Annotated in this window: 18 protein-coding genes, 2 tRNA genes and 2 rRNA genes (1 of these 22 cut by a window edge); 18 read left to right on the forward strand and 4 right to left on the reverse strand. The window is 59.5% G+C overall.

Annotation, left to right across the window (positions count from 1 at the left end; translation table 11 throughout):
* The 7 genes from NPS58_RS07795 to NPS58_RS07825 form a co-directional block, all read left to right on the forward strand.
* Positions 1-46: transfer RNA gene (locus NPS58_RS07795), tRNA-Ile, on the forward strand; it begins 31 nt to the left of the window's first position.
* Positions 47-56: 10 nt separating this feature from the next.
* Positions 57-132: transfer RNA gene (locus tag NPS58_RS07800), tRNA-Ala, on the forward strand.
* Positions 133-354: 222 nt separating this feature from the next.
* Positions 355-3,245, forward strand: a 23S ribosomal RNA gene (locus NPS58_RS07805).
* Between the two features lie 132 nt (positions 3,246-3,377).
* Positions 3,378-3,493: ribosomal RNA gene (gene rrf / locus NPS58_RS07810) — 5S ribosomal RNA — on the forward strand.
* A gap of 168 nt (positions 3,494-3,661) precedes the next feature.
* Positions 3,662-4,321, forward strand: coding sequence for a paraquat-inducible protein A (locus tag NPS58_RS07815; protein ID WP_274114861.1), 660 nt, complete (start codon positions 3,662-3,664; stop codon positions 4,319-4,321).
* Positions 4,308-4,931: a paraquat-inducible protein A gene (locus NPS58_RS07820; protein WP_274114863.1), complete on the forward strand. Its 624-nt coding sequence runs from the start codon at positions 4,308-4,310 to the stop codon at positions 4,929-4,931. The genes NPS58_RS07815 and NPS58_RS07820 overlap by 14 nt, the downstream gene beginning before the upstream one ends.
* Positions 4,924-7,224 carry a PqiB family protein gene (locus NPS58_RS07825; protein WP_274114865.1) on the forward strand — a complete coding sequence of 767 codons (2,301 nt, stop codon included), beginning with the start codon at positions 4,924-4,926 and terminating at the stop codon, positions 7,222-7,224. The genes NPS58_RS07820 and NPS58_RS07825 overlap by 8 nt, the downstream gene beginning before the upstream one ends.
* A gap of 126 nt (positions 7,225-7,350) precedes the next feature.
* On the opposite strand, the gene rpsT is transcribed toward NPS58_RS07825, so the two are convergent.
* Positions 7,351-7,623, reverse strand: a complete 273-nt coding sequence (gene rpsT, locus NPS58_RS07830) for a 30S ribosomal protein S20 (protein WP_274114867.1) — start codon at positions 7,621-7,623, stop codon at positions 7,351-7,353.
* 251 nt (positions 7,624-7,874) lie between these two features.
* On the opposite strand from rpsT, the gene murJ reads away from it, so the two are divergent.
* From murJ to ispH, 6 genes are all read left to right on the forward strand, one after another.
* A complete protein-coding gene (murJ, locus tag NPS58_RS07835) occupies positions 7,875-9,413 on the forward strand; it encodes a murein biosynthesis integral membrane protein MurJ (protein ID WP_274114869.1) in 1,539 nt (512 codons plus the stop codon).
* A gap of 118 nt (positions 9,414-9,531) precedes the next feature.
* Positions 9,532-10,482, forward strand: coding sequence for a bifunctional riboflavin kinase/FAD synthetase (gene ribF / locus NPS58_RS07840; protein WP_274114871.1), 951 nt, complete (start codon positions 9,532-9,534; stop codon positions 10,480-10,482).
* Positions 10,479-13,310 (forward strand): isoleucine--tRNA ligase, encoded by a 2,832-nt coding sequence (gene ileS / locus NPS58_RS07845; RefSeq protein WP_274114873.1) that lies wholly within the window; start codon positions 10,479-10,481, stop codon positions 13,308-13,310. The genes ribF and ileS overlap by 4 nt, the downstream gene beginning before the upstream one ends.
* Entirely contained in the window at positions 13,303-13,818 is a 516-nt protein-coding gene (lspA, locus tag NPS58_RS07850) for a signal peptidase II (RefSeq protein WP_274114875.1), read from the forward strand. The genes ileS and lspA overlap by 8 nt, the downstream gene beginning before the upstream one ends.
* Complete coding sequence (gene fkpB / locus NPS58_RS07855) at positions 13,811-14,248, forward strand: FKBP-type peptidyl-prolyl cis-trans isomerase (RefSeq protein ID WP_274114877.1); 438 nt, start codon at positions 13,811-13,813, stop codon at positions 14,246-14,248. The genes lspA and fkpB overlap by 8 nt, the downstream gene beginning before the upstream one ends.
* A 14-nt stretch (positions 14,249-14,262) precedes the next feature.
* A complete protein-coding gene (ispH, locus tag NPS58_RS07860) occupies positions 14,263-15,210 on the forward strand; it encodes a 4-hydroxy-3-methylbut-2-enyl diphosphate reductase (protein WP_274114880.1) in 948 nt (315 codons plus the stop codon).
* Here ispH and NPS58_RS07865 read toward each other — a convergent pair.
* Positions 15,199-15,678 (reverse strand): GspH/FimT family pseudopilin, encoded by a 480-nt coding sequence (locus NPS58_RS07865; RefSeq protein WP_274114882.1) that lies wholly within the window; start codon positions 15,676-15,678, stop codon positions 15,199-15,201. The genes ispH and NPS58_RS07865 overlap by 12 nt on opposite strands.
* Positions 15,679-15,777: 99 nt before the next feature.
* Between NPS58_RS07865 and NPS58_RS07870 the strand changes: the two genes are divergently transcribed.
* The 5 genes from NPS58_RS07870 to thiO are packed head-to-tail and all read left to right on the forward strand — an operon-like array spanning position 15,778 to position 18,757.
* Positions 15,778-16,032, forward strand: a complete 255-nt coding sequence (locus NPS58_RS07870; protein ID WP_274114884.1) for a type IV pilus modification PilV family protein — start codon at positions 15,778-15,780, stop codon at positions 16,030-16,032.
* Complete coding sequence (locus tag NPS58_RS07875; protein WP_274114886.1) at positions 16,029-16,700, forward strand: PilW family protein; 672 nt, start codon at positions 16,029-16,031, stop codon at positions 16,698-16,700. Before NPS58_RS07870 ends, NPS58_RS07875 begins: the two co-directional genes overlap by 4 nt.
* Positions 16,697-17,206: a pilus assembly PilX family protein gene (locus tag NPS58_RS07880; RefSeq protein ID WP_274114888.1), complete on the forward strand. Its 510-nt coding sequence runs from the start codon at positions 16,697-16,699 to the stop codon at positions 17,204-17,206. Before NPS58_RS07875 ends, NPS58_RS07880 begins: the two co-directional genes overlap by 4 nt.
* 11 nt (positions 17,207-17,217) lie before the next feature.
* On the forward strand, positions 17,218-17,622 hold the full coding sequence (locus tag NPS58_RS07885) for a type IV pilin protein (protein ID WP_274114890.1): 405 nt from the start codon (positions 17,218-17,220) through the stop codon (positions 17,620-17,622).
* A 37-nt stretch (positions 17,623-17,659) separates the two neighbouring features.
* Positions 17,660-18,757 (forward strand): glycine oxidase ThiO, encoded by a 1,098-nt coding sequence (thiO, locus tag NPS58_RS07890; protein ID WP_274114892.1) that lies wholly within the window; start codon positions 17,660-17,662, stop codon positions 18,755-18,757.
* Positions 18,758-18,828: 71 nt separating this feature from the next.
* Here the strand turns inward: thiO and NPS58_RS07895 are convergent, their stop codons facing one another.
* Together NPS58_RS07895 and NPS58_RS07900 are read right to left on the reverse strand one after the other, a co-directional pair.
* Positions 18,829-19,059 (reverse strand): PP0621 family protein, encoded by a 231-nt coding sequence (locus NPS58_RS07895; protein ID WP_274114894.1) that lies wholly within the window; start codon positions 19,057-19,059, stop codon positions 18,829-18,831.
* Positions 19,060-19,153: 94 nt separating this feature from the next.
* Entirely contained in the window at positions 19,154-20,170 is a 1,017-nt protein-coding gene (locus NPS58_RS07900; RefSeq protein ID WP_274114896.1) for an outer membrane protein assembly factor BamD, read from the reverse strand.
* Positions 20,171-20,215 lie beyond the last annotated feature (45 nt).

Below are 20,215 nucleotides of genomic sequence, written 5' to 3' on the forward strand. Positions count from 1 at the left end.
CCTGATAAGGGTGAGGTCGGCAGTTCGAATCTGCCCAGACCCACCAGTTTCTTGTTGGGGCCATAGCTCAGCTGGGAGAGCGCCTGCCTTGCACGCAGGAGGTCAGCGGTTCGATCCCGCTTGGCTCCACCACCCCTTGCTACCGTGTCAAAGCTTAGAAATGAATATTCGCGTCGAATATTGATTTCTGAACTTTTTCAGAATCGTTCTTTAAAAATTTGGGTATGTGATAGAAAGATAGACTGGACAACACTTTCACTGGTGATTGTTCAGGCTAAGGTAAAATTTGTGAGTTTTCATGAATTTTCGGCGAATGTCGTCTTCACAGTATAACCAGATTGCTTGGGGTTATATGGTCAAGTGAAGAAGCGCATACGGTGGATGCCTTGGCAGTCAGAGGCGATGAAAGACGTGGTAGCCTGCGATAAGCTTCGGGGAGTCGGCAAACAGACTTTGATCCGGAGATCTCTGAATGGGGGAACCCACTCAGCATAAGCTGAGTATCTTGTACTGAATACATAGGTGCAAGAGGCGAACCAGGGGAACTGAAACATCTAAGTACCCTGAGGAAAAGAAATCAACCGAGATTCCCTTAGTAGTGGCGAGCGAACGGGGACTAGCCCTTAAGTGGCTTTGAGATTAGCGGAACGCTCTGGAAAGTGCGGCCATAGTGGGTGATAGCCCTGTACGCGAAAATCTCTTAGTCATGAAATCGAGTAGGACGGAGCACGAGAAACTTTGTCTGAATATGGGGGGACCATCCTCCAAGGCTAAATACTACTGACTGACCGATAGTGAACCAGTACCGTGAGGGAAAGGCGAAAAGAACCCCGGAGAGGGGAGTGAAATAGAACCTGAAACCGTATGCGTACAAGCAGTGGGAGCCTACTTTGTTAGGTGACTGCGTACCTTTTGTATAATGGGTCAGCGACTTATATTCAGTGGCGAGCTTAACCGAATAGGGGAGGCGTAGCGAAAGCGAGTCTTAATAGGGCGCTTAGTCGCTGGGTATAGACCCGAAACCGGGCGATCTATCCATGGGCAGGTTGAAGGTTAGGTAACACTGACTGGAGGACCGAACCGACTACCGTTGAAAAGTTAGCGGATGACCTGTGGATCGGAGTGAAAGGCTAATCAAGCTCGGAGATAGCTGGTTCTCCTCGAAAGCTATTTAGGTAGCGCCTCATGTATCACTGTAGGGGGTAGAGCACTGTTTCGGCTAGGGGGTCATCCCGACTTACCAAACCGATGCAAACTCCGAATACCTACAAGTGCCGAGCATGGGAGACACACGGCGGGTGCTAACGTCCGTCGTGAAAAGGGAAACAACCCAGACCGTCAGCTAAGGTCCCAAAGTCATGGTTAAGTGGGAAACGATGTGGGAAGGCTTAGACAGCTAGGAGGTTGGCTTAGAAGCAGCCACCCTTTAAAGAAAGCGTAATAGCTCACTAGTCGAGTCGGCCTGCGCGGAAGATGTAACGGGGCTCAAACCATGCACCGAAGCTACGGGTATCACTTAGGTGATGCGGTAGAGGAGCGTTCTGTAAGCCTGTGAAGGTGAGTTGAGAAGCTTGCTGGAGGTATCAGAAGTGCGAATGCTGACATGAGTAACGACAATGGGAGTGAAAAACTCCCACGCCGAAAGACCAAGGTTTCCTGCGCAACGTTAATCGACGCAGGGTTAGTCGGTCCCTAAGGCGAGGCTGAAAAGCGTAGTCGATGGAAAACAGGTTAATATTCCTGTACTTCTAGTTATTGCGATGGAGGGACGGAGAAGGCTAGGCCAGCTTGGCGTTGGTTGTCCAAGTTTAAGGTGGTAGGCTGAGATCTTAGGTAAATCCGGGATCTTAAGGCCGAGAGCTGATGACGAGTTGCCATTAGGCGACGAAGTGGTTGATGCCATGCTTCCAAGAAAAGCTTCTAAGCTTCAGATAACTAGGAACCGTACCCCAAACCGACACAGGTGGTTGGGTAGAGAATACCAAGGCGCTTGAGAGAACTCGGGTGAAGGAACTAGGCAAAATGGCACCGTAACTTCGGGAGAAGGTGCGCCGGTGAGGGTGAAGGACTTGCTCCGTAAGCTCATGCCGGTCGAAGATACCAGGCCGCTGCGACTGTTTATTAAAAACACAGCACTCTGCAAACACGAAAGTGGACGTATAGGGTGTGACGCCTGCCCGGTGCCGGAAGGTTAATTGATGGGGTTAGCTAACGCGAAGCTCTTGATCGAAGCCCCGGTAAACGGCGGCCGTAACTATAACGGTCCTAAGGTAGCGAAATTCCTTGTCGGGTAAGTTCCGACCTGCACGAATGGCGTAACGATGGCGGCGCTGTCTCCACCCGAGACTCAGTGAAATTGAAATCGCTGTGAAGATGCAGTGTATCCGCGGCTAGACGGAAAGACCCCGTGAACCTTTACTATAGCTTTGCACTGGACTTTGAATTTGCTTGTGTAGGATAGGTGGGAGGCTTTGAAGCGTGGACGCCAGTTCGCGTGGAGCCATCCTTGAAATACCACCCTGGCAACTTTGAGGTTCTAACTCAGGTCCGTTATCCGGATCGAGGACAGTGTATGGTGGGTAGTTTGACTGGGGCGGTCTCCTCCTAAAGAGTAACGGAGGAGTACGAAGGTGCGCTCAGACCGGTCGGAAATCGGTCGTAGAGTATAAAGGCAAAAGCGCGCTTGACTGCGAGACAGACACGTCGAGCAGGTACGAAAGTAGGTCTTAGTGATCCGGTGGTTCTGTATGGAAGGGCCATCGCTCAACGGATAAAAGGTACTCCGGGGATAACAGGCTGATACCGCCCAAGAGTTCATATCGACGGCGGTGTTTGGCACCTCGATGTCGGCTCATCACATCCTGGGGCTGAAGCCGGTCCCAAGGGTATGGCTGTTCGCCATTTAAAGTGGTACGCGAGCTGGGTTTAGAACGTCGTGAGACAGTTCGGTCCCTATCTGCCGTGGACGTTTGAGATTTGAGAGGGGCTGCTCCTAGTACGAGAGGACCGGAGTGGACGAACCTCTGGTGTTCCGGTTGTCACGCCAGTGGCATTGCCGGGTAGCTATGTTCGGAAGAGATAACCGCTGAAAGCATCTAAGCGGGAAACTTGCCTCAAGATGAGATCTCACTGGAGCCTTGAGCTCCCTGAAGGGCCGTCGAAGACTACGACGTTGATAGGTTGGGTGTGTAAGCGCTGTGAGGCGTTGAGCTAACCAATACTAATTGCCCGTGAGGCTTGACCATATAACACCCAAGCAATCTGCAGCGCAGATTGTGGTGGTGAAGACGCATTGAACCGAAATTTCAAAAAACCACAGATTGTCACATACCCGATTCGCTGGAGTGTCTGCACAAGACCTTCTGGCAACAGAATTTCTTGACGACCATAGAGCATTGGAACCACCTGATCCCATCCCGAACTCAGCAGTGAAACGATGCATCGCCGATGGTAGTGTGGGGTTTCCCCATGTGAGAGTAGGTCATCGTCAAGATTAAATTCCGAAACCCCTATCTGCGTACGCAGGTAGGGGTTTTGTCTTTTCCGGGCCGCTAAATATCGATCTGCAGGAGCGGGCTTCCCCAGTGATGGGCGCACATCGCGGGGCAAGCTCGCTCCGACAGGTTAGAATACCGCCCTTATGTAAACCCAGAAGTTCACTATGACTGAACCTGTCGATTCTCATCAGCTCGATGACCTGCCCCTGGAGCAATTGGTGGCTTGTCACGAGTGCGATCTGTTGATGCGCAAGCCAGTGCTCAAGCTCGATGAAAAGGCGCATTGTCCGCGGTGTGGCTACGAGCTTTATGCGCACCGACATAACGTGGTGCAGCGCAGCCTGGCATTGGTACTCGCCGCGTTGTTGCTTTATGTGCCGGCTAACTTCCTGCCTATCATGCAGCTCCATCTGCTCGGTCAAACCTCTGACGATACCGTCTGGAGCGGCGTTGTAGGGCTCTACAACACCGGTATGCGCGGTGTGGCAGTGGTTGTTTTTCTTTGCAGCATGGCAATCCCGCTACTGAAATTGTTGTGCCAGTTGGCGGTGCTACTCAGCATTCGACTGAACATCGGGCGCAGTTACGGTCTGCTGCTGTACCGGATTTATCACCATCTGCGCGACTGGGGCATGCTCGAGGTGTACTTCATGGGCGTACTGGTGGCAATGGTCAAGCTGGTCGATCTGGCCGAGTTGAGTCTCGGGTTGGGGCTGGCCTGCTTTATCAGCTTGTTGTTGGTGCAGGTGTGGCTGGAGGTGGTGATGTCACCCCACCAGATATGGAGTGCTTTATCGGGGGAAGACCTGCATGCGTGCGATTGATGCCGGGATTCTGATTTGTGGCGAATGCCATGAACTGAATCGCCAGGCGCCTGAGGGTGTGTCACAAACCTGCAGCCGTTGCGGGGCCATTGTGCATGCACGGCGACCGAACAGCCTGGCAAGAACCTGGGCGCTGCTGATTACCGCAGCGATTCTGTACATTCCCGCCAACGTGCTACCGATCATGACAGTCAGCGCCTTGGGGCAGGGGAGTCCGGACACCATCATGTCCGGAGTCATCACCTTGATGAAGCACGGCATGCTGCCCATCGCTGCAGTCGTGTTCATTGCCAGTATCCTGGTGCCTACCTTCAAGTTGGTGGGCATCGCCTTGCTGCTGTATTCGGTCCAGCGCCATCAGCCCCTTTCCGCCAGGCAGCGGATCCTGATGTATCGCTTCATCGAGTTTATCGGGCGCTGGTCGATGCTCGACATCTTCGTCATTGCCATTCTGGTGGCCGTGGTGAATTTCGGCAGGATCGCAAGTGTCGAAGCCAATCTGGGTGCCGTCGCCTTCGCCAGTGTGGTGATTTTGACGATGCTCGCCGCTGTAACTTTTGATCCCCGACTGATTTGGGATAACACGGAGTCGGATGACGACCATGAGTGATTTGCCTACGGCTAAAACCCGCCCAGCTTCTAACTGGTCGGCTATATGGATATTGCCTTTGATCGCCCTGGTCATTGGTGGCTGGCTTGGCTGGCAGGCGTACCGCGAATCGGGAGTAAACATCCAGGTTCGTTTTGAAAGTGGCGAAGGTATCGTCGCCAACAAGACCGAAGTGGTATTCAAGGGGATGTCGGTCGGCAAGGTAAAAGAGCTGGTGCTCGATGACGAAGGTAGCAATACCGGGGTTATTGCGACCATTGAAATGAACCAGGCAGCCGAACCCCACCTCAATACCGGTACGCGATTCTGGCTGGTCAAACCAAGTGTGAGTCTGGCGGGTATTACCGGGCTGGAGACCCTGGTCTCGGGCAACTACATTGCGGTAAGCCCAGGTGAGGGAACGCCGACCAGGCGCTTCAAGGCGTTGGCCGTGGCCCCGCCGTTGTCCGACAGCGAGCCTGGCCTGCACCTTACGCTCAAGGCAGACCGCCTGGGCTCGCTCAACCGCGACAGCCCGGTGTTCTACAAGCAGATCCAGGTAGGCCGGGTGAAAAGCTATCGCCTGGCCGAGGATCAGGCAACGGTCGAGGTCAAGGTTTTCATCGAACCGGCTTACACCAGCCTGGTACGCAAGCACACGCGATTCTGGAATGCCAGCGGCATCAGTATCGATGCCAACCTGTCCGGGGTGAAGGTACGTAGCGAATCATTGTCCAGCATCGTTGCCGGTGGGATCGCATTCGCCACACCTGAGCACCGCAAGGACAGCCCGCCGACCGATCCGAATTTGCCCTTCCGTTTGTACGAAGACTTTGATGCTGCCCAAGCGGGTATCCGAATCAAGGTCAAGCTGGGTGACTTCGAAGGGCTCCAGGCCGGGCGCACGCCTGTGATGTACAAAGGTATCCAGGTCGGCTCGCTGAAAACCCTGAAGGTCGATGCTGACCTGTCCAGCGCAATGGCCGAGCTGACGCTGGACCCGCTGGCAGAAGACTACCTGGTCGACGGCACGCAGTTCTGGGTGGTCAAGCCCTCTATCTCACTGGCTGGGATCACCGGCCTGGAGGCGTTGGTCAAGGGCAACTACATTGCTATCCGCCCCGGGGACAAGGGGGCATCGCCCAAGCGCGAGTTCGAGGCGCGCGCCAAGGCGCCGCCATTGGACCTCAAGGCGCCCGGGCTGCACCTGGTGTTGTTCAGTGACAACCTCGGGTCGCTTGAGGTCGGCAGCCCGATTCTCTATCGCCAGGTCAAGGTGGGTACTGTTCAGAGCTACCAGTTCTCCAAGAAGAGCAAGCGCCTGTTGATCGGTGTGCATATCGAGCAGGAGTACGCGGGCCTGGTCAACGGCTCGACGCGATTCTGGAATGCCAGCGGCATTACCCTCACGGGTGGATTGTCCGGTATCCAGATCAAGAGTGAGTCGCTGCAGAGCCTCATGGCGGGTGGCATTGCCTTCGACACGCCGACGCCGAATGTGCCGCTCAAGCGTCGCATCCCGAGCTTCCGCTTGAATGAGAACCAGGAGGCGGCCAACCGCAGTGGTACCACGGTCACTATCCGTGTGGAGCGTGCCGATGGCCTCAAGGTGGGTACACCCGTTCGCTTCAAGGGTCTGGATGTTGGTGTAGTCGAGCAGGTTGACCTCACCCAGGACTTGCAGGCAGTGTTGCTCAAGGCGCGGATCACCGAAGTGCCCGAACGCATTGCCCGTGAAGGCACGCAGTTCTGGGTGGTGAAGCCGGCTCTGGGCATCGTCAAGACCGCTAACCTGGAAACCCTGGTCACGGGCCAGTACCTGGAAGTACAGCCTGCAGTGAAGAACCTGGGGCCTCAGCGCACCTTTAATGCATTGCCCCAGGCGCCAGACTTTTCCGAGCGTGAAGCGGGCCTGGCCCTGGTACTCAGTGCGCCGAGAAGGGGATCGATCAAGGCGGGCGTGCCGGTGACCTACCGCGAAATTCCGGTGGGCAAGGTAACGGGCTTCGAGCTTGGACAAACCGCCGACCGCGTGCTGATCCATATCCTGATCGAGCCACGGTATGCAGCGCTGGTGCGCGGTGGTAGCCGGTTCTGGAACAGCAGCGGATTTGGCATGGACTGGGGCTTGTTCAAGGGGGCGACGGTGCGCACCGAATCGCTGGAAACCCTGATCGAGGGTGGCATTGCCTTCGCCACGCCGGATGGCGAGAAGATGGGCAACCCGGCACGGCCGCAGCAGACCTTTGCCCTGTTCGACAAGGCCGAGGAAGAGTGGCTGCAATGGGCGCCGAAGATTCAGATCGGTAAGTGATACAAGGCGGGCCTGCCCTTCGCGGGGCAAGCCCGCTTCTCTTGCGGGAAAGAGCTTGTGCCGCATGGCTTTTCTGCAGGCAATAAAAAACCGACCCTAGGGTCGGTTTTTTAACAAGCGTGTCGCTTAGGCAGCAGTTTTCAGCGCCTTGATGTGGCCATTCAGACGGCCTTTATGGCGAGCAGCCTTGTTCTTGTGGATGATGCCTTTATCGGCCATACGGTCGATAACTGGCACAGCCAGGATGTAAGCAGCTTGCGCTTTTTCGGCGTCTTTTGCGTCGATGGCTTTAACTACATTCTTGATGTAGGTACGAACCATGGAACGCAGGCTGGCGTTGTGGCTGCGACGCTTCTCAGCCTGTTTTGCACGTTTTTTGGCGGAAGGTGAGTTGGCCACCGTCGAGCTCCTCGAAAGACTTGGTAAATAGCAAACAAAATAGGCCGCGAATCATGCCGATGAGTTGATCGGTTGTCAAGGGCACTTGCTCGGATCCGCTGAGTGGTCGTTCTGAACAAGGGAGAGATTCCCTTCTGCGGCACGACCTGTAAACTCGGGAGCTTTTGCTCTGCTTGCGTTGCGGCGCGGAGTATCGCACAACTGGGCGCGGTCTGGCACAGCCCTTTATCCCAAGACGTGAAAAACTTTCGATGAATCTTCTGAAATCCCTGGCGGCTGTCAGTTCCATCACCATGATTTCGCGGGTGTTGGGCTTTGTTCGCGACACAATCCTTGCACGGGTGTTTGGCGCCGGGGTTGCCACCGACGCCTTTTTCATTGCCTTCAAACTGCCCAACCTGCTGCGCCGGATCTTTGCAGAAGGTGCGTTTTCCCAGGCGTTCGTGCCGATCCTCGCGGAGTACAAGACCCAGCAAGGTGAAGAAGCGACCCGTACATTCATTGCCTATGTCAGTGGCCTGCTGACCCTTGTGCTGGCCCTGGTCACGGCTATCGGTATCCTCGCCGCGCCGTGGGTGGTCTGGGTCACGGCGCCGGGGTTCGTCGACAGCGCCGAAAAATACCAACTGACCACCGACCTGCTGCGGGTCACCTTTCCTTATATATTGCTGATCTCGCTGTCGTCGCTGGCGGGCGCCATCCTCAATACCTGGAACCGCTTTGCGGTGCCGGCCTTCGTGCCGACCCTGCTCAACGTGGCGATGATCGGCTTTACGGTGTTCCTGACCCCGTACTTCGATCCACCGATCATGGCGTTGGCCTGGGGTGTCCTGGCCGGTGGCCTGGCACAGCTGTTGTATCAGCTGCCGCACCTGAAAAAAATCGGCATGCTGGTGCTGCCACGCCTCAACCTGCGCGACAGCGGCGTTTGGCGTGTGCTCAAGCAGATGCTGCCGGCGATTCTCGGGGTTTCCGTCAGCCAGATCTCGCTGATCATCAACACTATCTTCGCCTCCTTCCTGGTGGCCGGCTCGGTGTCGTGGATGTACTACGCCGACCGCCTGATGGAGCTGCCCTCTGGTGTACTGGGCGTGGCCCTGGGCACCATCCTGCTGCCAACCCTGGCCAAGACCTACGCAAACCGTGACCGCCACGAATATTCACGAATCCTCGACTGGGGCCTGCGCTTGTGCTTCCTGCTGGTGCTGCCGTGCACCCTGGCCATGGCAATTCTTGCCGAGCCGCTGACCGTGGCGCTGTTCCAGTACGGCAAATTCACCGCGTTTGACGCCGCCATGACCCAGCGTGCATTGATCGCCTACTCGGTGGGGTTGCTGGCGATTATTCTGGTCAAGGTGCTGGCACCCGGCTTCTATGCCCAGCAGAACATTCGTACTCCGGTTAAGATCGCGGTATTCACCCTGGTCTGCACCCAGGTATTCAACCTGCTGTTCATCACCCACCTGCAGCATGCGGGCCTGGCCCTGGCCATCAGCCTGGGGGCTTGCCTGAATGCCGGCCTGCTGTACTGGAAGCTGCGCCAGCAGCAGTTGTTCCAGCCGCAACCGGGGTGGGGCAAGTTCCTCGCCAAGCTGGTGGTGGCAGTGCTGTTGATGTCTGCGGTGCTGTTGGCAGGGATGCACTACATGCCAGCCTGGGCAGAAGGGCAGATGCTTGAGCGTTTCCTGCGCCTGGGTGTGTTGATTCTGGCGGGGGTAGTGACTTATTTCGGCAGTCTGTTCGTGTTCGGATTCCGTCCGCGCGACTTTGCACGCAAGGCGCTGCATTGAGTCGTGAGCATGGCCAGACGTCGGTTTTATCTATTCCACACCACGGGGTGACGCTGCTGCCTGTCGTCAGCGCCCGGGTGTGGTTATAATCGACCACTTTATGAGCAAGAAGCGCGTTATGCAGCTGGTTCGAGGCCTTCACAACCTGCGCCCCCAGCACCGGGGCTGTGTCGCCACTATTGGCAACTTCGACGGTGTTCACCGTGGCCACCAGGCAATCCTGGCGCGCCTGCGTGAGCGTGCGGTAGCGCTGGGCGTGCCCAGTTGCGTGGTGATTTTCGAGCCACAGCCGCGCGAATACTTTGCCCCCGATACCGCTCCGGCCCGCCTGGCCCGCCTGCGCGACAAGGTCGCCCTGCTGGCTGGCGAAGGGGTAGACCGGGTGTTGTGCCTGGCGTTCAATCAGCGCTTGAGCAAGCTCAGTGCCGCCGAGTTCGTCGACACCATTCTGGTCGACGGCCTCGGCGTGCAGCACCTGGAGGTTGGCGACGACTTCCGATTCGGTTGCGATCGTGTGGGCGACTTCGAGTTTCTCCAGCAAGCCGGCCTTACCCAGGGCTTTACCGTCGAAGCGGCCCAGACCGTCGAGCTCGATGGCTTGCGAGTCAGCAGCACGCAAGTGCGCCAGGCTCTGGCCAAGGCGGACTTCCCGTTGGCCGAACGCCTGCTGGGGCGTCCGTTCCGTATCAGCGGCCGCGTGTTGCACGGGCAAAAGCTGGCGCGGCAACTCGGTACGCCGACAGCCAACATACAACTCAAGCGTCATCGCGTGCCCCTGACCGGCGTTTATCTGGTCAGCGTCGAGCTCGATGGCAAGGCTTGGCCGGGTGTCGCCAACATCGGCGTGCGGCCAACCGTTTCAGGTGATGGCCGTGCCCACCTGGAAGTGCACCTCCTGGATTTTGCCGGCGATCTCTATGGCCGGCGCCTGACGGTGGAATTCCACCACAAGCTGCGCGACGAGCAGCGTTTCGCCTCCCTGGAGGCGCTGAAGTCGGCGATCGATGCGGATATCGCCGCCGCACGTGCCCATTGGCACGCTCAACCGCTAACGAAGAGCCTGAAATGACCGACTATAAAGCCACGCTAAACCTTCCGGACACCGCCTTCCCGATGAAGGCCGGCCTGCCACAGCGCGAACCGCAGATCCTGCAGCGCTGGGACAGCATTGGCCTGTACCAGAAGCTGCGCGAAATTGGCAAGGATCGTCCGAAGTTCGTACTGCACGACGGCCCGCCCTATGCCAACGGCAAGATTCACATCGGTCATGCGCTGAACAAGATCCTCAAGGACATGATTGTCCGCTCCAAGACCCTGTCCGGTTTCGATGCCCCGTATGTGCCGGGCTGGGACTGCCACGGCCTGCCGATCGAGCACAAGGTCGAAGTGACCCACGGCAAGCACCTGAGCGCCGACCAGACCCGCGAGCTGTGCCGCGCCTATGCCGCCGAGCAGATCGAAGGGCAGAAGACCGAGTTCATTCGCCTGGGTGTACTGGGTGACTGGGACAACCCGTACAAGACCATGAACTTCGCCAACGAGGCCGGTGAAATCCGCGCCCTGGCAGAGATGGTCAAGCATGGCTTCGTGTTCAAGGGCCTCAAGCCTGTGAACTGGTGCTTCGATTGCGGTTCGGCCCTGGCTGAAGCCGAGGTCGAGTACGCCGACAAGAAGTCGCAGACCATCGACGTGGCGTTCGCCGTCGCCGATGAAGCCAAATTGGCCGCCGCCTTCGGCCTGGCGTCGCTGGCCAAGCCGGCGTCGATCGTGATCTGGACCACCACCCCGTGGACCATCCCTGCCAACCAGGCACTGAACGTTCACCCTGAATTCAAATACGCCCTGGTCGATACCGGCGACAAACTGCTGGTGCTGGCTGAAGAGCTGGTCGAGTCGTGCCTGCAGCGTTACTCGCTGGAAGGTTCGGTCATCGCCACCGCGCCAGGTTCGGCCCTCGAGCTGATCAACTTCCGCCACCCGTTCTACGATCGCCTGTCGCCTGTGTACCTCGCCGACTATGTAGAGCTGGGCGCCGGTACCGGAGTGGTCCACTCCTCGCCAGCCTACGGTGAAGACGACTTCGTCACCTGCAAGCGCTACGGCATGGTCAACGACGACATCTTCACCCCGGTGCAGAGCAACGGTGTGTACGTGCAGTCGCTGGAGTTCTTTGGTGGCCAGTTCATCTGGAAGGCCAACCCTGCGATCGTCGACAAACTGTCGGAAGTCGGTGCGCTGATGCACACCGAGACCATCAGCCACAGCTACATGCACTGCTGGCGCCACAAGACCCCGCTGATCTATCGCGCTACCGCGCAGTGGTTCGTCGGCATGGACAAGCAGCCAGACAACGGCGACACCCTGCGCAATCGCGCGGTCAAGGCCATCGAACAGACCAAGTTCGTTCCGGCCTGGGGCCAGGCGCGCCTGCACTCGATGATCGCCAACCGCCCGGACTGGTGCATCTCGCGTCAGCGCAACTGGGGCGTACCGATCCCGTTCTTCCTCGACAAGCAAACCGGCGAGCTGCACCCGCGCACCGTCGAGCTGATGGAAGAAGTGGCCAAGCGCGTCGAGAAAGAAGGCATCGAGGCCTGGTTCAAGATGGACGCTGCCGAACTGCTTGGCGCTGAAGCCGACCAGTACGACAAGATCGCCGACACCCTCGACGTCTGGTTCGACTCCGGTACCACTCACTGGCACGTGCTGCGCGGTTCGCACAGCATCGGTCACGAGACCGGCCCGCGTGCCGACCTCTACCTGGAAGGTTCCGACCAGCACCGCGGCTGGTTCCATTCTTCGTTGCTGACCGGTTGCGCCATCGACAACCACGCGCCATACCGCGAGCTGCTGACTCACGGCTTCACCGTCGACGAGAACGGCCGCAAGATGTCCAAGTCGCTGGGTAATACCATCGAGCCGCAGAAGGTCAATGACACCCTGGGTGCCGACATCCTGCGCCTGTGGGTCTCGGCCACCGACTACTCCGGCGAAATGGCGGTTTCCGAGCAGATCCTGCAGCGCAGCGCCGACGCCTACCGCCGGATCCGCAACACTGCGCGCTTCCTGCTTTCCAACCTGTCGGGCTTCGACCCAGCCCGCGACCTGCTGCCGGCCGAAGACATGCTGGCGCTGGACCGTTGGGCCGTCGACCGTACCCTGCTGCTGCAGCGTGAGCTGGAAGAGCACTACGGCGAGTACCGCTTCTGGAACGTCTATTCCAAGATCCACAACTTCTGCGTGCAGGAGCTCGGTGGTTTCTACCTGGACATCATCAAGGACCGTCAGTACACCACGGGCGCCAACAGTGTTGCCCGTCGTTCCTGCCAGACCGCGCTGTTCCATATCAGCGAGGCGCTGGTGCGCTGGATCGCGCCGATCCTGGCCTTCACCGCCGACGAGCTGTGGCAGTACCTGCCTGGCGAGCGCAACGAGTCGGTCATGCTCAACACCTGGTACCAGGGCCTGACCGAGCTGCCGGAAGGCTTCGAGCTGGGTCGCGCCTACTGGGATCGCGTCATGGCAGCCAAGACCGCCGTGAACAAGGAACTGGAAAACCAGCGTTCGGCCAAGGCCATCGGTGGCAACCTGCAAGCGGAAGTCACCCTGTTCGCCGACGACGCCTTGAGCGCCGACCTGAACAAACTGGGTGACGAGCTGCGCTTCGTGCTGATCACCTCTGCCGCCAGCGTTGCCCCGTTCGTTCAGGCGCCAGCCGATGCGGTCGAGACCGAAGTGCCAGGCCTGAAGTTGAAAGTGGTCAAGTCCGGTCACGCCAAGTGTGGTCGTTGCTGGCACTTCCGCGCCGACGTCGGTGCAAACCCGGAGCATCCGGAAATCTGCGCCCGTTGCGCCGACAACATCAGTGGCAACGGCGAGGTGCGTCACTATGCCTAACCCTGCTGCAGGGCGCTTCGGGCGCCTTGGCTGGCTCTGGCTGAGCCTGCTGGTCCTGGTCCTCGACCAGGCCAGCAAGTTCTACTTCGAAGGCACGCTGAGCCTGTACCAGCAGATCGTGGTCATCCCCGACTACTTCAGCTGGACCCTGGCCTACAACACCGGCGCCGCTTTCAGCTTCCTGGCCGACAGCTCCGGCTGGCAGCGCTGGCTGTTCGCCCTGATCGCCGTGGTGGTCAGTGCCGTGCTGGTGGTTTGGCTCAAGCGTCTTGGGCGCACTGAAACCTGGCTGGCGGTAGCCCTGGCCCTGGTATTGGGCGGCGCACTGGGCAACCTGTACGACCGTATCGTGCTGGGCCATGTGGTCGACTTTATCCTGGTGCACTGGCAGAACCGCTGGTATTTTCCGGCCTTCAACCTGGCCGACAGTGCCATTACCGTAGGTGCGGTGATGCTGGCGCTGGACATGTTCAAGAGCAAGAAGTCCGGAGAACCCGTCCATGACTGACATCCGTATCGGCCAGAACACCGAAGTCAAACTGCACTTCGCGTTGCACCTGGAAAACGGCGACACCGTTGACAGCACCTTCGACAAGGCGCCAGCAGTGTTCAAGGTCGGCGATGGCAACCTGCTGCCGGGCTTTGAAGCAGCATTGTTCGGCTTCAAGGCCGGTGACAAACGCACCGTCACCGTCCAGCCGGAAAACGCCTTCGGCCAGCCTAACCCGCAGAACGTGCAGATCATCCCACGGTCACAGTTCAACGACATGGAGTTGTCCGAAGGCTTGCTGGTGATTTTCAACGATGCCGCCAATGCCGAGCTGCCGGGCGTGGTCAAGGCATTCGATGACGCCCAGGTGACCATCGACTTCAACCATCCACTGGCTGGCAAGACCCTGAACTTCGAGGTGGAAATCCTCGAAGTCACGGCGCTTTGAGCCAGGAGCCGAACATGCAAATCAAACTCGCCAACCCCCGCGGCTTTTGCGCGGGCGTGGACCGGGCGATCGAGATCGTCAATCGCGCGCTTGAAGTTTTTGGCCCGCCGATCTATGTGCGCCACGAAGTGGTACACAACAAGTTCGTGGTCGAAGACCTGCGAGCGCGGGGTGCGATCTTTGTCGAAGAACTGGACCAGGTGCCGGATGACGTCATCGTCATTTTCAGCGCCCATGGTGTTTCCCAGGCCGTGCGCCAGGAAGCGGCCGGTCGAGGCCTGAAGGTATTCGACGCAACCTGCCCGCTGGTCACCAAGGTGCATATCGAGGTAGCACGCTACAGCCGAGACGGCCGTGAGTGCATTCTGATCGGCCACGAAGGCCACCCGGAAGTCGAAGGCACCATGGGTCAGTACGACGCCAGCAATGGCGGTGCCATCTACCTGGTCGAAGACGAGGAGGACGTTGCCAACCTGCAGGTCAACGATCCCGACAAGCTCGCCTTCGTGACCCAGACCACCTTGTCGATGGACGACACCAGCCGGGTGATCGATGCCCTGCGTGCGCGCTTTCCCAATATCGGCGGGCCGCGCAAGGATGACATCTGCTACGCCACCCAGAACCGCCAGGATGCGGTCAAGCAATTGGCCGGCGAGTGTGATGTGGTCCTGGTAGTGGGCAGCCCGAACAGCTCCAACTCCAACCGCTTGCGTGAACTGGCCGAGCGCATGTCAACACCGGCCTATCTGATCGACGGCGCCGAGGACCTCGACAAAAGCTGGTTCGATGGCGTCGAGCGAATTGGTATCACTGCCGGCGCTTCGGCCCCGGAAGTGCTGGTGCGTGGCGTGATACAGCAACTCAGGGAGTGGGGCGCTACCGGTGCCGAAGAGCTGGACGGTCGCGAAGAGAACATCACCTTCTCGATGCCCAAGGAATTGCGCGTTCGTTCACTGATTTGATCCTGCACCCGCGCACAGCGGGTGCAGGATTCGTTCCTCGCGCAGGCTCACCCTGCCACTGGGTGAGAGCACGATCTGGTAATGGCTGATGGCTTCGGGGCGCTGGCAAACATGCAGTGTCCCGGCCTGAAAGCCACCGCCTTGCTGCAGTGGCACGCCCAGCCCATTGAAGCTCACCTGCCGCATTACTGGCTGATTCCCCACTATGGTCGCTCGACCATCGCGGCGCCACTCATGCAACAGCTGGCTGTCTTGTTCCAGAACCATTCGCCAGCCATTACTCCAGTTCTCCTCCATTGCCTGCACTTGCACCGTGCTGTTCCTCAGCAGCGCTTCGCTGCGGGCCGTGCGTAGCGTTCGGGCAAGGTCCGTGGCAGCCGCTTGCCGTTGTAGCCCTGCGCTCATATCGCTGTAGGCGGGGACTCCTAGCTGGGTCAGCATCCCCAGCAGGGCCAGCGCGAACAACATTTGTACCAGTGTTACCCCTTGTTGCCTCACCGTGCATCCTTCCCTGGAAGTGCTTCGCTATAGATTCCAGATCCATACGGCCGACGTCGAGTCGGCCGTATGGGCAATGTGCTGTGGAAAAGTCGGGGGTTGGCCATGGATGGCATGCAGCAACAAGGTATGACGCTGATTGAGGTGCTGGTGGCGATGGCGGTGCTGGGCTTGGGCCTGTTCGCTGTCGCAGGCTTGCAAGTGCGAGGGTTGCAGGCCACCGAAAGCGCCATGCGCAGCACGCAGGAAATCTACGTGGCGCAAGGTGTGCTGGAGCAGGCTCGTGCTCACGCTCAGGCAGGTGACGGGCAGGTTGGCCCATGAGCCGGCAGAGCGGATTGAGTGTGCTGGAGTTGCTGGTGGCCTTGAGCCTGGGGCTCGTGTTGTTGCTGGGCGGCAGTCGTCTGTTCCTGGCCGCGAGCCAGTCCTGGCAGGTGCAGGCGGTGGCGGCGAGGATGCAGGAGGATGCGCGCCAGGCGCTGCAGCATCTGGCCCGGGATATTCGTATGACAGGCATGTTCGGCTGCCTGCACCACGATGAGATCGACTTTGTCGACCCGGGAGCGGCGGCCGTATTTGCCCGGCCGCTGGTGTTGACCCAGGGGCCTGACGGGCGCCTGCAACAGCTTGGCCTGATCAGTGGTGAGGTGTTGCACGCCAGCGGTCGTCCCAACTGGACCTTGCTGACGGACTGTCGAACGGTGGCCAGTGTACACGCCGGTACCGCGCCGCCCACTGCCGGCCAGTTCGCCTTGCCCATCCGTCGTCAGGTCTACCGGCTGGCGGGCGATCAGTTGTATCTCACTAGTGGGTCCATGACCGCGGTGTTGGTGGACGGGGTAGGGGACATGCGCGTCGAACTGCTAAAGAGCAGCGACCTGACCGTATCCGGTGTACGGCTGAGCCTCACACTGGTAGATCCACAACAGCGTGTCAGGCCCCAGAACTACCAGACGAGCGTCGCCCTGGGCAATCCGGTGGCCGGGTCATGAGCGTAAGCAGCCAGCGCGGCCTGGTCCTGTTGTTCAGTCTGGTATGGGGCCTGTTGCTGGGAATGCTCGGCGTCTCGGTGATGGCCAGTGCCATCCAGCAGGAGCGCATGGCGCATAACCTCAAGTCGGTGATGCAGACCTTCGAGCGGGCGCAGCGCATGCTGCAAAAGGGCGAAGCCACAGCGTCAGCGCACCGGCCCCCTTGCGGTTTTTGCCTGCCACCGCCGGAAGCCGGTTATGTCACCGCAGCGGGCGTCTACAGCGGTGTTGGCGCCAGTTCCGGCCTTGCATGGCTCGCTGCGGAAGACGGGCTCTATCTCATCCAGTCCCTGGGGCAAAGCACCAAGGCCAGGCTCATGCCTTCCGAGCAGCCCGTAAACCTCTATCGGGTAACCGCGGTGGCTCGCAACGGCCCAGCCCGCAGCGTGCTGGAAAGTGTGATCGCACAGCCGGTCGGCCCGGAACACGGGCAATGGCGTCGAATCCTCTGGCGCCAGGTCTATTAGGGAGTAGATGAATGAACCTTCAGAAGGGCTTGAGCCTGATCGAACTGTTGATTGTCATCGCCGTGGTCGGCATTCTGGCAAGCATTGCCTACCCCAGCTACCGCGACCAGATCAGAAAATCTGCGCGCACGGAAATTGTCGGCCTGCTGTTCGAGAGCGCCCAACACCTGGAGCGCCATTATTCGCGCGCAGGACACTACAGCGACACCGACACCGTGGCGACGCCGTTGGCCAGCGGCACTGCCCACTACAGCTTGCATGCGGTGCGCGACAGCGAATCTTTCACCCTCCTGGCACGCCGCATACCCGGCAGCCTGATGATGACGGACTCATGTGGTGATTATCAGCTCGACCAGCCGGGCGTACGCAGCAACCCTGCGAGTGCGGCAGGCGTCGACGGGTGCTGGGGTGGCTGAAGGTTTTCGCGGTTTACTTCAGAAATTGGATCGATAGATGACCAAGCAAGTAGTGATAGTCGGCGGCGGGGTGATCGGCCTGCTGACTGCGTTCAACCTCGCGGCCGAGGTGGAGCAGGTAATTCTGTGCGACCGTGGTGCGCTGGGCCAGGAGTCTTCCTGGGCCGGCGGCGGCATCGTGTCACCCCTCTACCCCTGGCGCTACAGCCCGGCCGTGACGGCGCTGGCGCACTGGTCGCAGGACTTTTATCCACAGCTGGGCGAGCGCCTGTTCGCCAGTACCGGGGTCGACCCTGAAGTACACACCACCGGTCTGTACTGGCTCGATCTGGAAGACGAAGCCCAGGCGCTGGAGTGGGCCGCGCGAGAAAGGCGGCCATTGAGCGCTGTGGATATATCTGCCGCCTATGACGCCGTCCCGGTGCTGGGGGCCGGTTTCCAGCGGGCTATCTATATGGCCGGTGTGGCCAACGTGCGTAACCCGCGTCTGGTCAAATCGCTCAAGGCTGCCTTGCAGGGCATGTCCAACGTGAGCATTCGCGAGCACTGTGAAATTACCGGGTTCAGCCGCGAAGGTGGACGGATCACGGGGGTCGAGACGACCGATGGTGCCATTTGGGGGGATCGCGTGGTCCTCACGGCGGGTGCCTGGAGCGGCGACCTGCTGCGCCCGTTGGGCCTCGACCTGCCGGTCGAACCGGTCAAGGGCCAGATGATTCTGTTCAAGTGCGCCGAAGATTTCCTGCCGAGCATGGTGCTGGCCAAAGGGCGCTATGCGATCCCTCGGCGTGATGGGCACATCCTGGTAGGCAGCACCCTGGAGCATGCCGGCTACGACAAGACGCCGACCGAAGAAGCGCTGGAAAGCCTCAAGGCTTCAGCCGTCGAACTGCTGCCAGCACTGGCCGGAGCGGAGGTGGTTGGTCACTGGGCCGGCCTGCGTCCGGGATCGCCCGAGGGCATTCCCTACATCGGTGAAGTGCCAGGCTTTGAAGGGTTGTGGCTGAACTGCGGGCATTACCGCAATGGCCTGGTGCTGGCGCCAGCCTCCTGCCAGCTGTTTGCCGACCTGCTGCTGGGGCGTGAATCGATTATCGATCCGCTGCCGTATGCGCCGGCTGGGCGGTTCATCTAGATGCCGCGCGGGGCAAGCCCGCTCCTACAGTCAGTGGGAGCGGGCTTGCCCCGTGGCGATGAATCGAAAACCTAGCGCTGCTGTCCAGGCCCTTGCTCCAGATGGGCCTGGCTGCAGTACCACTGCGAGCCCAGGCGCAGGGCGCGGTCGTTGGGCAGGTGTACGCCGCAATGTGCGCAACGCACCATCTTCAACGGGTCTTCGAGGCCGTTGTCGGGCGCAGCAGCGTTGCTGGCCTTGAACTTGCGCCACAGCCAGAAGGCAGCGGCAATCAGGGCGATCCAGAAAAGTAGGCGAACCATGGTGTCCAGCTTTGTCAGTGAAGAGGCTCAAGTCTAGGGCCGGGACAAGAAAAAAGGGAGGCCTGGGCCTCCCTTTATCTTGTTGCCGGTTCAATCAGTCGAACACGCCAAAGGTCATGTAGCTGAACCAGGAACGGTCGTCGTTGTTGCCTTCCGCTTCGTGCTCTTCTTCTTCAACGGCGTCGCCGTCTTTTGGCAGCAGTTCGGCCGGAATCGCTTCCTTGGCGTCTTCGTACTGCTTGATCACGTCCTGGTTGGCGCGGGTTTCACCCGGCGGCAGCGGCGTATCGGTCTCGATCAGGCCCAGGGTCGCCTTGGACAGCCAGGAGCGGTTGTCGGCTTCATCTTGCTTGGGTTCGAACTGGCCGTCGACCAGGCTCGGGTGATCCGGGTAGTTGAGCTTGAGGGTCTCAAGGCTGGTGGCTGCCAGCTCGTCCAGGTGCAGGCGCATGTAGGCTTCGGTCATCACCGCCAGGCCGTCACCGACCGATGGGGTTTCCTGGAAGTTCTCGACTACATAACGGCCACGGTTGGCGGCGGCGACGTAGGCCTGACGGGTCAGGTAGTAGTCGGCCACGTGGATTTCGTAGGAGGCCAGCAGGTTGCGCAGGTAGATCATGCGCTGCTTGGCATCTGGCGAATAACGGCTGTTGGGGAAGCGGCTGGTGAGCTGGGCGAACTCGTTGTACGAGTCGCGGGCGGCACCCGGGTCGCGCTTGGTCATGTCCAGTGGCAGGAAGCGCGCCAGCAGGCCGCGGTCCTGGTCAAACGAAGTCAGGCCCTTGAGGTAGTAGGCGTAATCGACGTTTGGATGCTGGGGGTGCAAGCGAATGAAGCGCTCGGCGGCCGACTTGGCGGCTTCAGGCTCGGCGTTCTTGTAGTTCGCGTAGATCAGCTCGAGTTGCGCCTGGTCGGCATAGCGACCGAACGGATAGCGCGACTCCAGGGCCTTGAGCTTGCTCGTGGCGCTGGTATAGCTGTGGTTGTCCAGGTCGGCCTGCGCCTGCTGGTACAGCTCGGCTTCGCTCAGGTTTTCGTCGACGACTTCCTTCGAAGAACAAGCAGCGGTGAGTCCGAGGATGGCGATCAGCAGCAGGTGTTTCACTTGCATAGCGGCTTGCGTCCCTATGACGGCCGCTGTCTTGGGCGTGGCCGT

This window comes from Pseudomonas putida, assembly GCF_028682455.1.
In the GTDB taxonomy this organism is placed as follows: Bacteria; Pseudomonadota; Gammaproteobacteria; order Pseudomonadales; family Pseudomonadaceae; genus Aquipseudomonas; species Aquipseudomonas putida_AA.

Excerpts from the sequence above, each read along its gene's own strand:
- NPS58_RS07815 (WP_274114861.1), top strand. The coding sequence starts at position 3,662 with ATGACTGAACCTGTCGATTCTCATCAGCTCGATGACCTGCCCCTGGAG.
- NPS58_RS07820 (WP_274114863.1), top strand. The coding sequence starts at position 4,308 with ATGCGTGCGATTGATGCCGGGATTCTGATTTGTGGCGAATGCCATGAA.
- NPS58_RS07825 (WP_274114865.1), top strand. The coding sequence starts at position 4,924 with ATGAGTGATTTGCCTACGGCTAAAACCCGCCCAGCTTCTAACTGGTCG.
- murJ (WP_274114869.1), top strand. The coding sequence starts at position 7,875 with ATGAATCTTCTGAAATCCCTGGCGGCTGTCAGTTCCATCACCATGATT.
- ribF (WP_274114871.1), top strand. The coding sequence starts at position 9,532 with ATGCAGCTGGTTCGAGGCCTTCACAACCTGCGCCCCCAGCACCGGGGC.
- ileS (WP_274114873.1), top strand. The coding sequence starts at position 10,479 with ATGACCGACTATAAAGCCACGCTAAACCTTCCGGACACCGCCTTCCCG.
- lspA (WP_274114875.1), top strand. The coding sequence starts at position 13,303 with ATGCCTAACCCTGCTGCAGGGCGCTTCGGGCGCCTTGGCTGGCTCTGG.
- fkpB (WP_274114877.1), top strand. The coding sequence starts at position 13,811 with ATGACTGACATCCGTATCGGCCAGAACACCGAAGTCAAACTGCACTTC.
- ispH (WP_274114880.1), top strand. The coding sequence starts at position 14,263 with ATGCAAATCAAACTCGCCAACCCCCGCGGCTTTTGCGCGGGCGTGGAC.
- NPS58_RS07865 (WP_274114882.1), bottom strand. The coding sequence starts at position 15,678 with ATGTTGTTCGCGCTGGCCCTGCTGGGGATGCTGACCCAGCTAGGAGTC.
- NPS58_RS07870 (WP_274114884.1), top strand. The coding sequence starts at position 15,778 with ATGGGCAATGTGCTGTGGAAAAGTCGGGGGTTGGCCATGGATGGCATG.
- NPS58_RS07875 (WP_274114886.1), top strand. The coding sequence starts at position 16,029 with ATGAGCCGGCAGAGCGGATTGAGTGTGCTGGAGTTGCTGGTGGCCTTG.
- NPS58_RS07880 (WP_274114888.1), top strand. The coding sequence starts at position 16,697 with ATGAGCGTAAGCAGCCAGCGCGGCCTGGTCCTGTTGTTCAGTCTGGTA.
- NPS58_RS07885 (WP_274114890.1), top strand. The coding sequence starts at position 17,218 with ATGAACCTTCAGAAGGGCTTGAGCCTGATCGAACTGTTGATTGTCATC.
- thiO (WP_274114892.1), top strand. The coding sequence starts at position 17,660 with ATGACCAAGCAAGTAGTGATAGTCGGCGGCGGGGTGATCGGCCTGCTG.
- NPS58_RS07895 (WP_274114894.1), bottom strand. The coding sequence starts at position 19,059 with ATGGTTCGCCTACTTTTCTGGATCGCCCTGATTGCCGCTGCCTTCTGG.
- NPS58_RS07900 (WP_274114896.1), bottom strand. The coding sequence starts at position 20,170 with ATGCAAGTGAAACACCTGCTGCTGATCGCCATCCTCGGACTCACCGCT.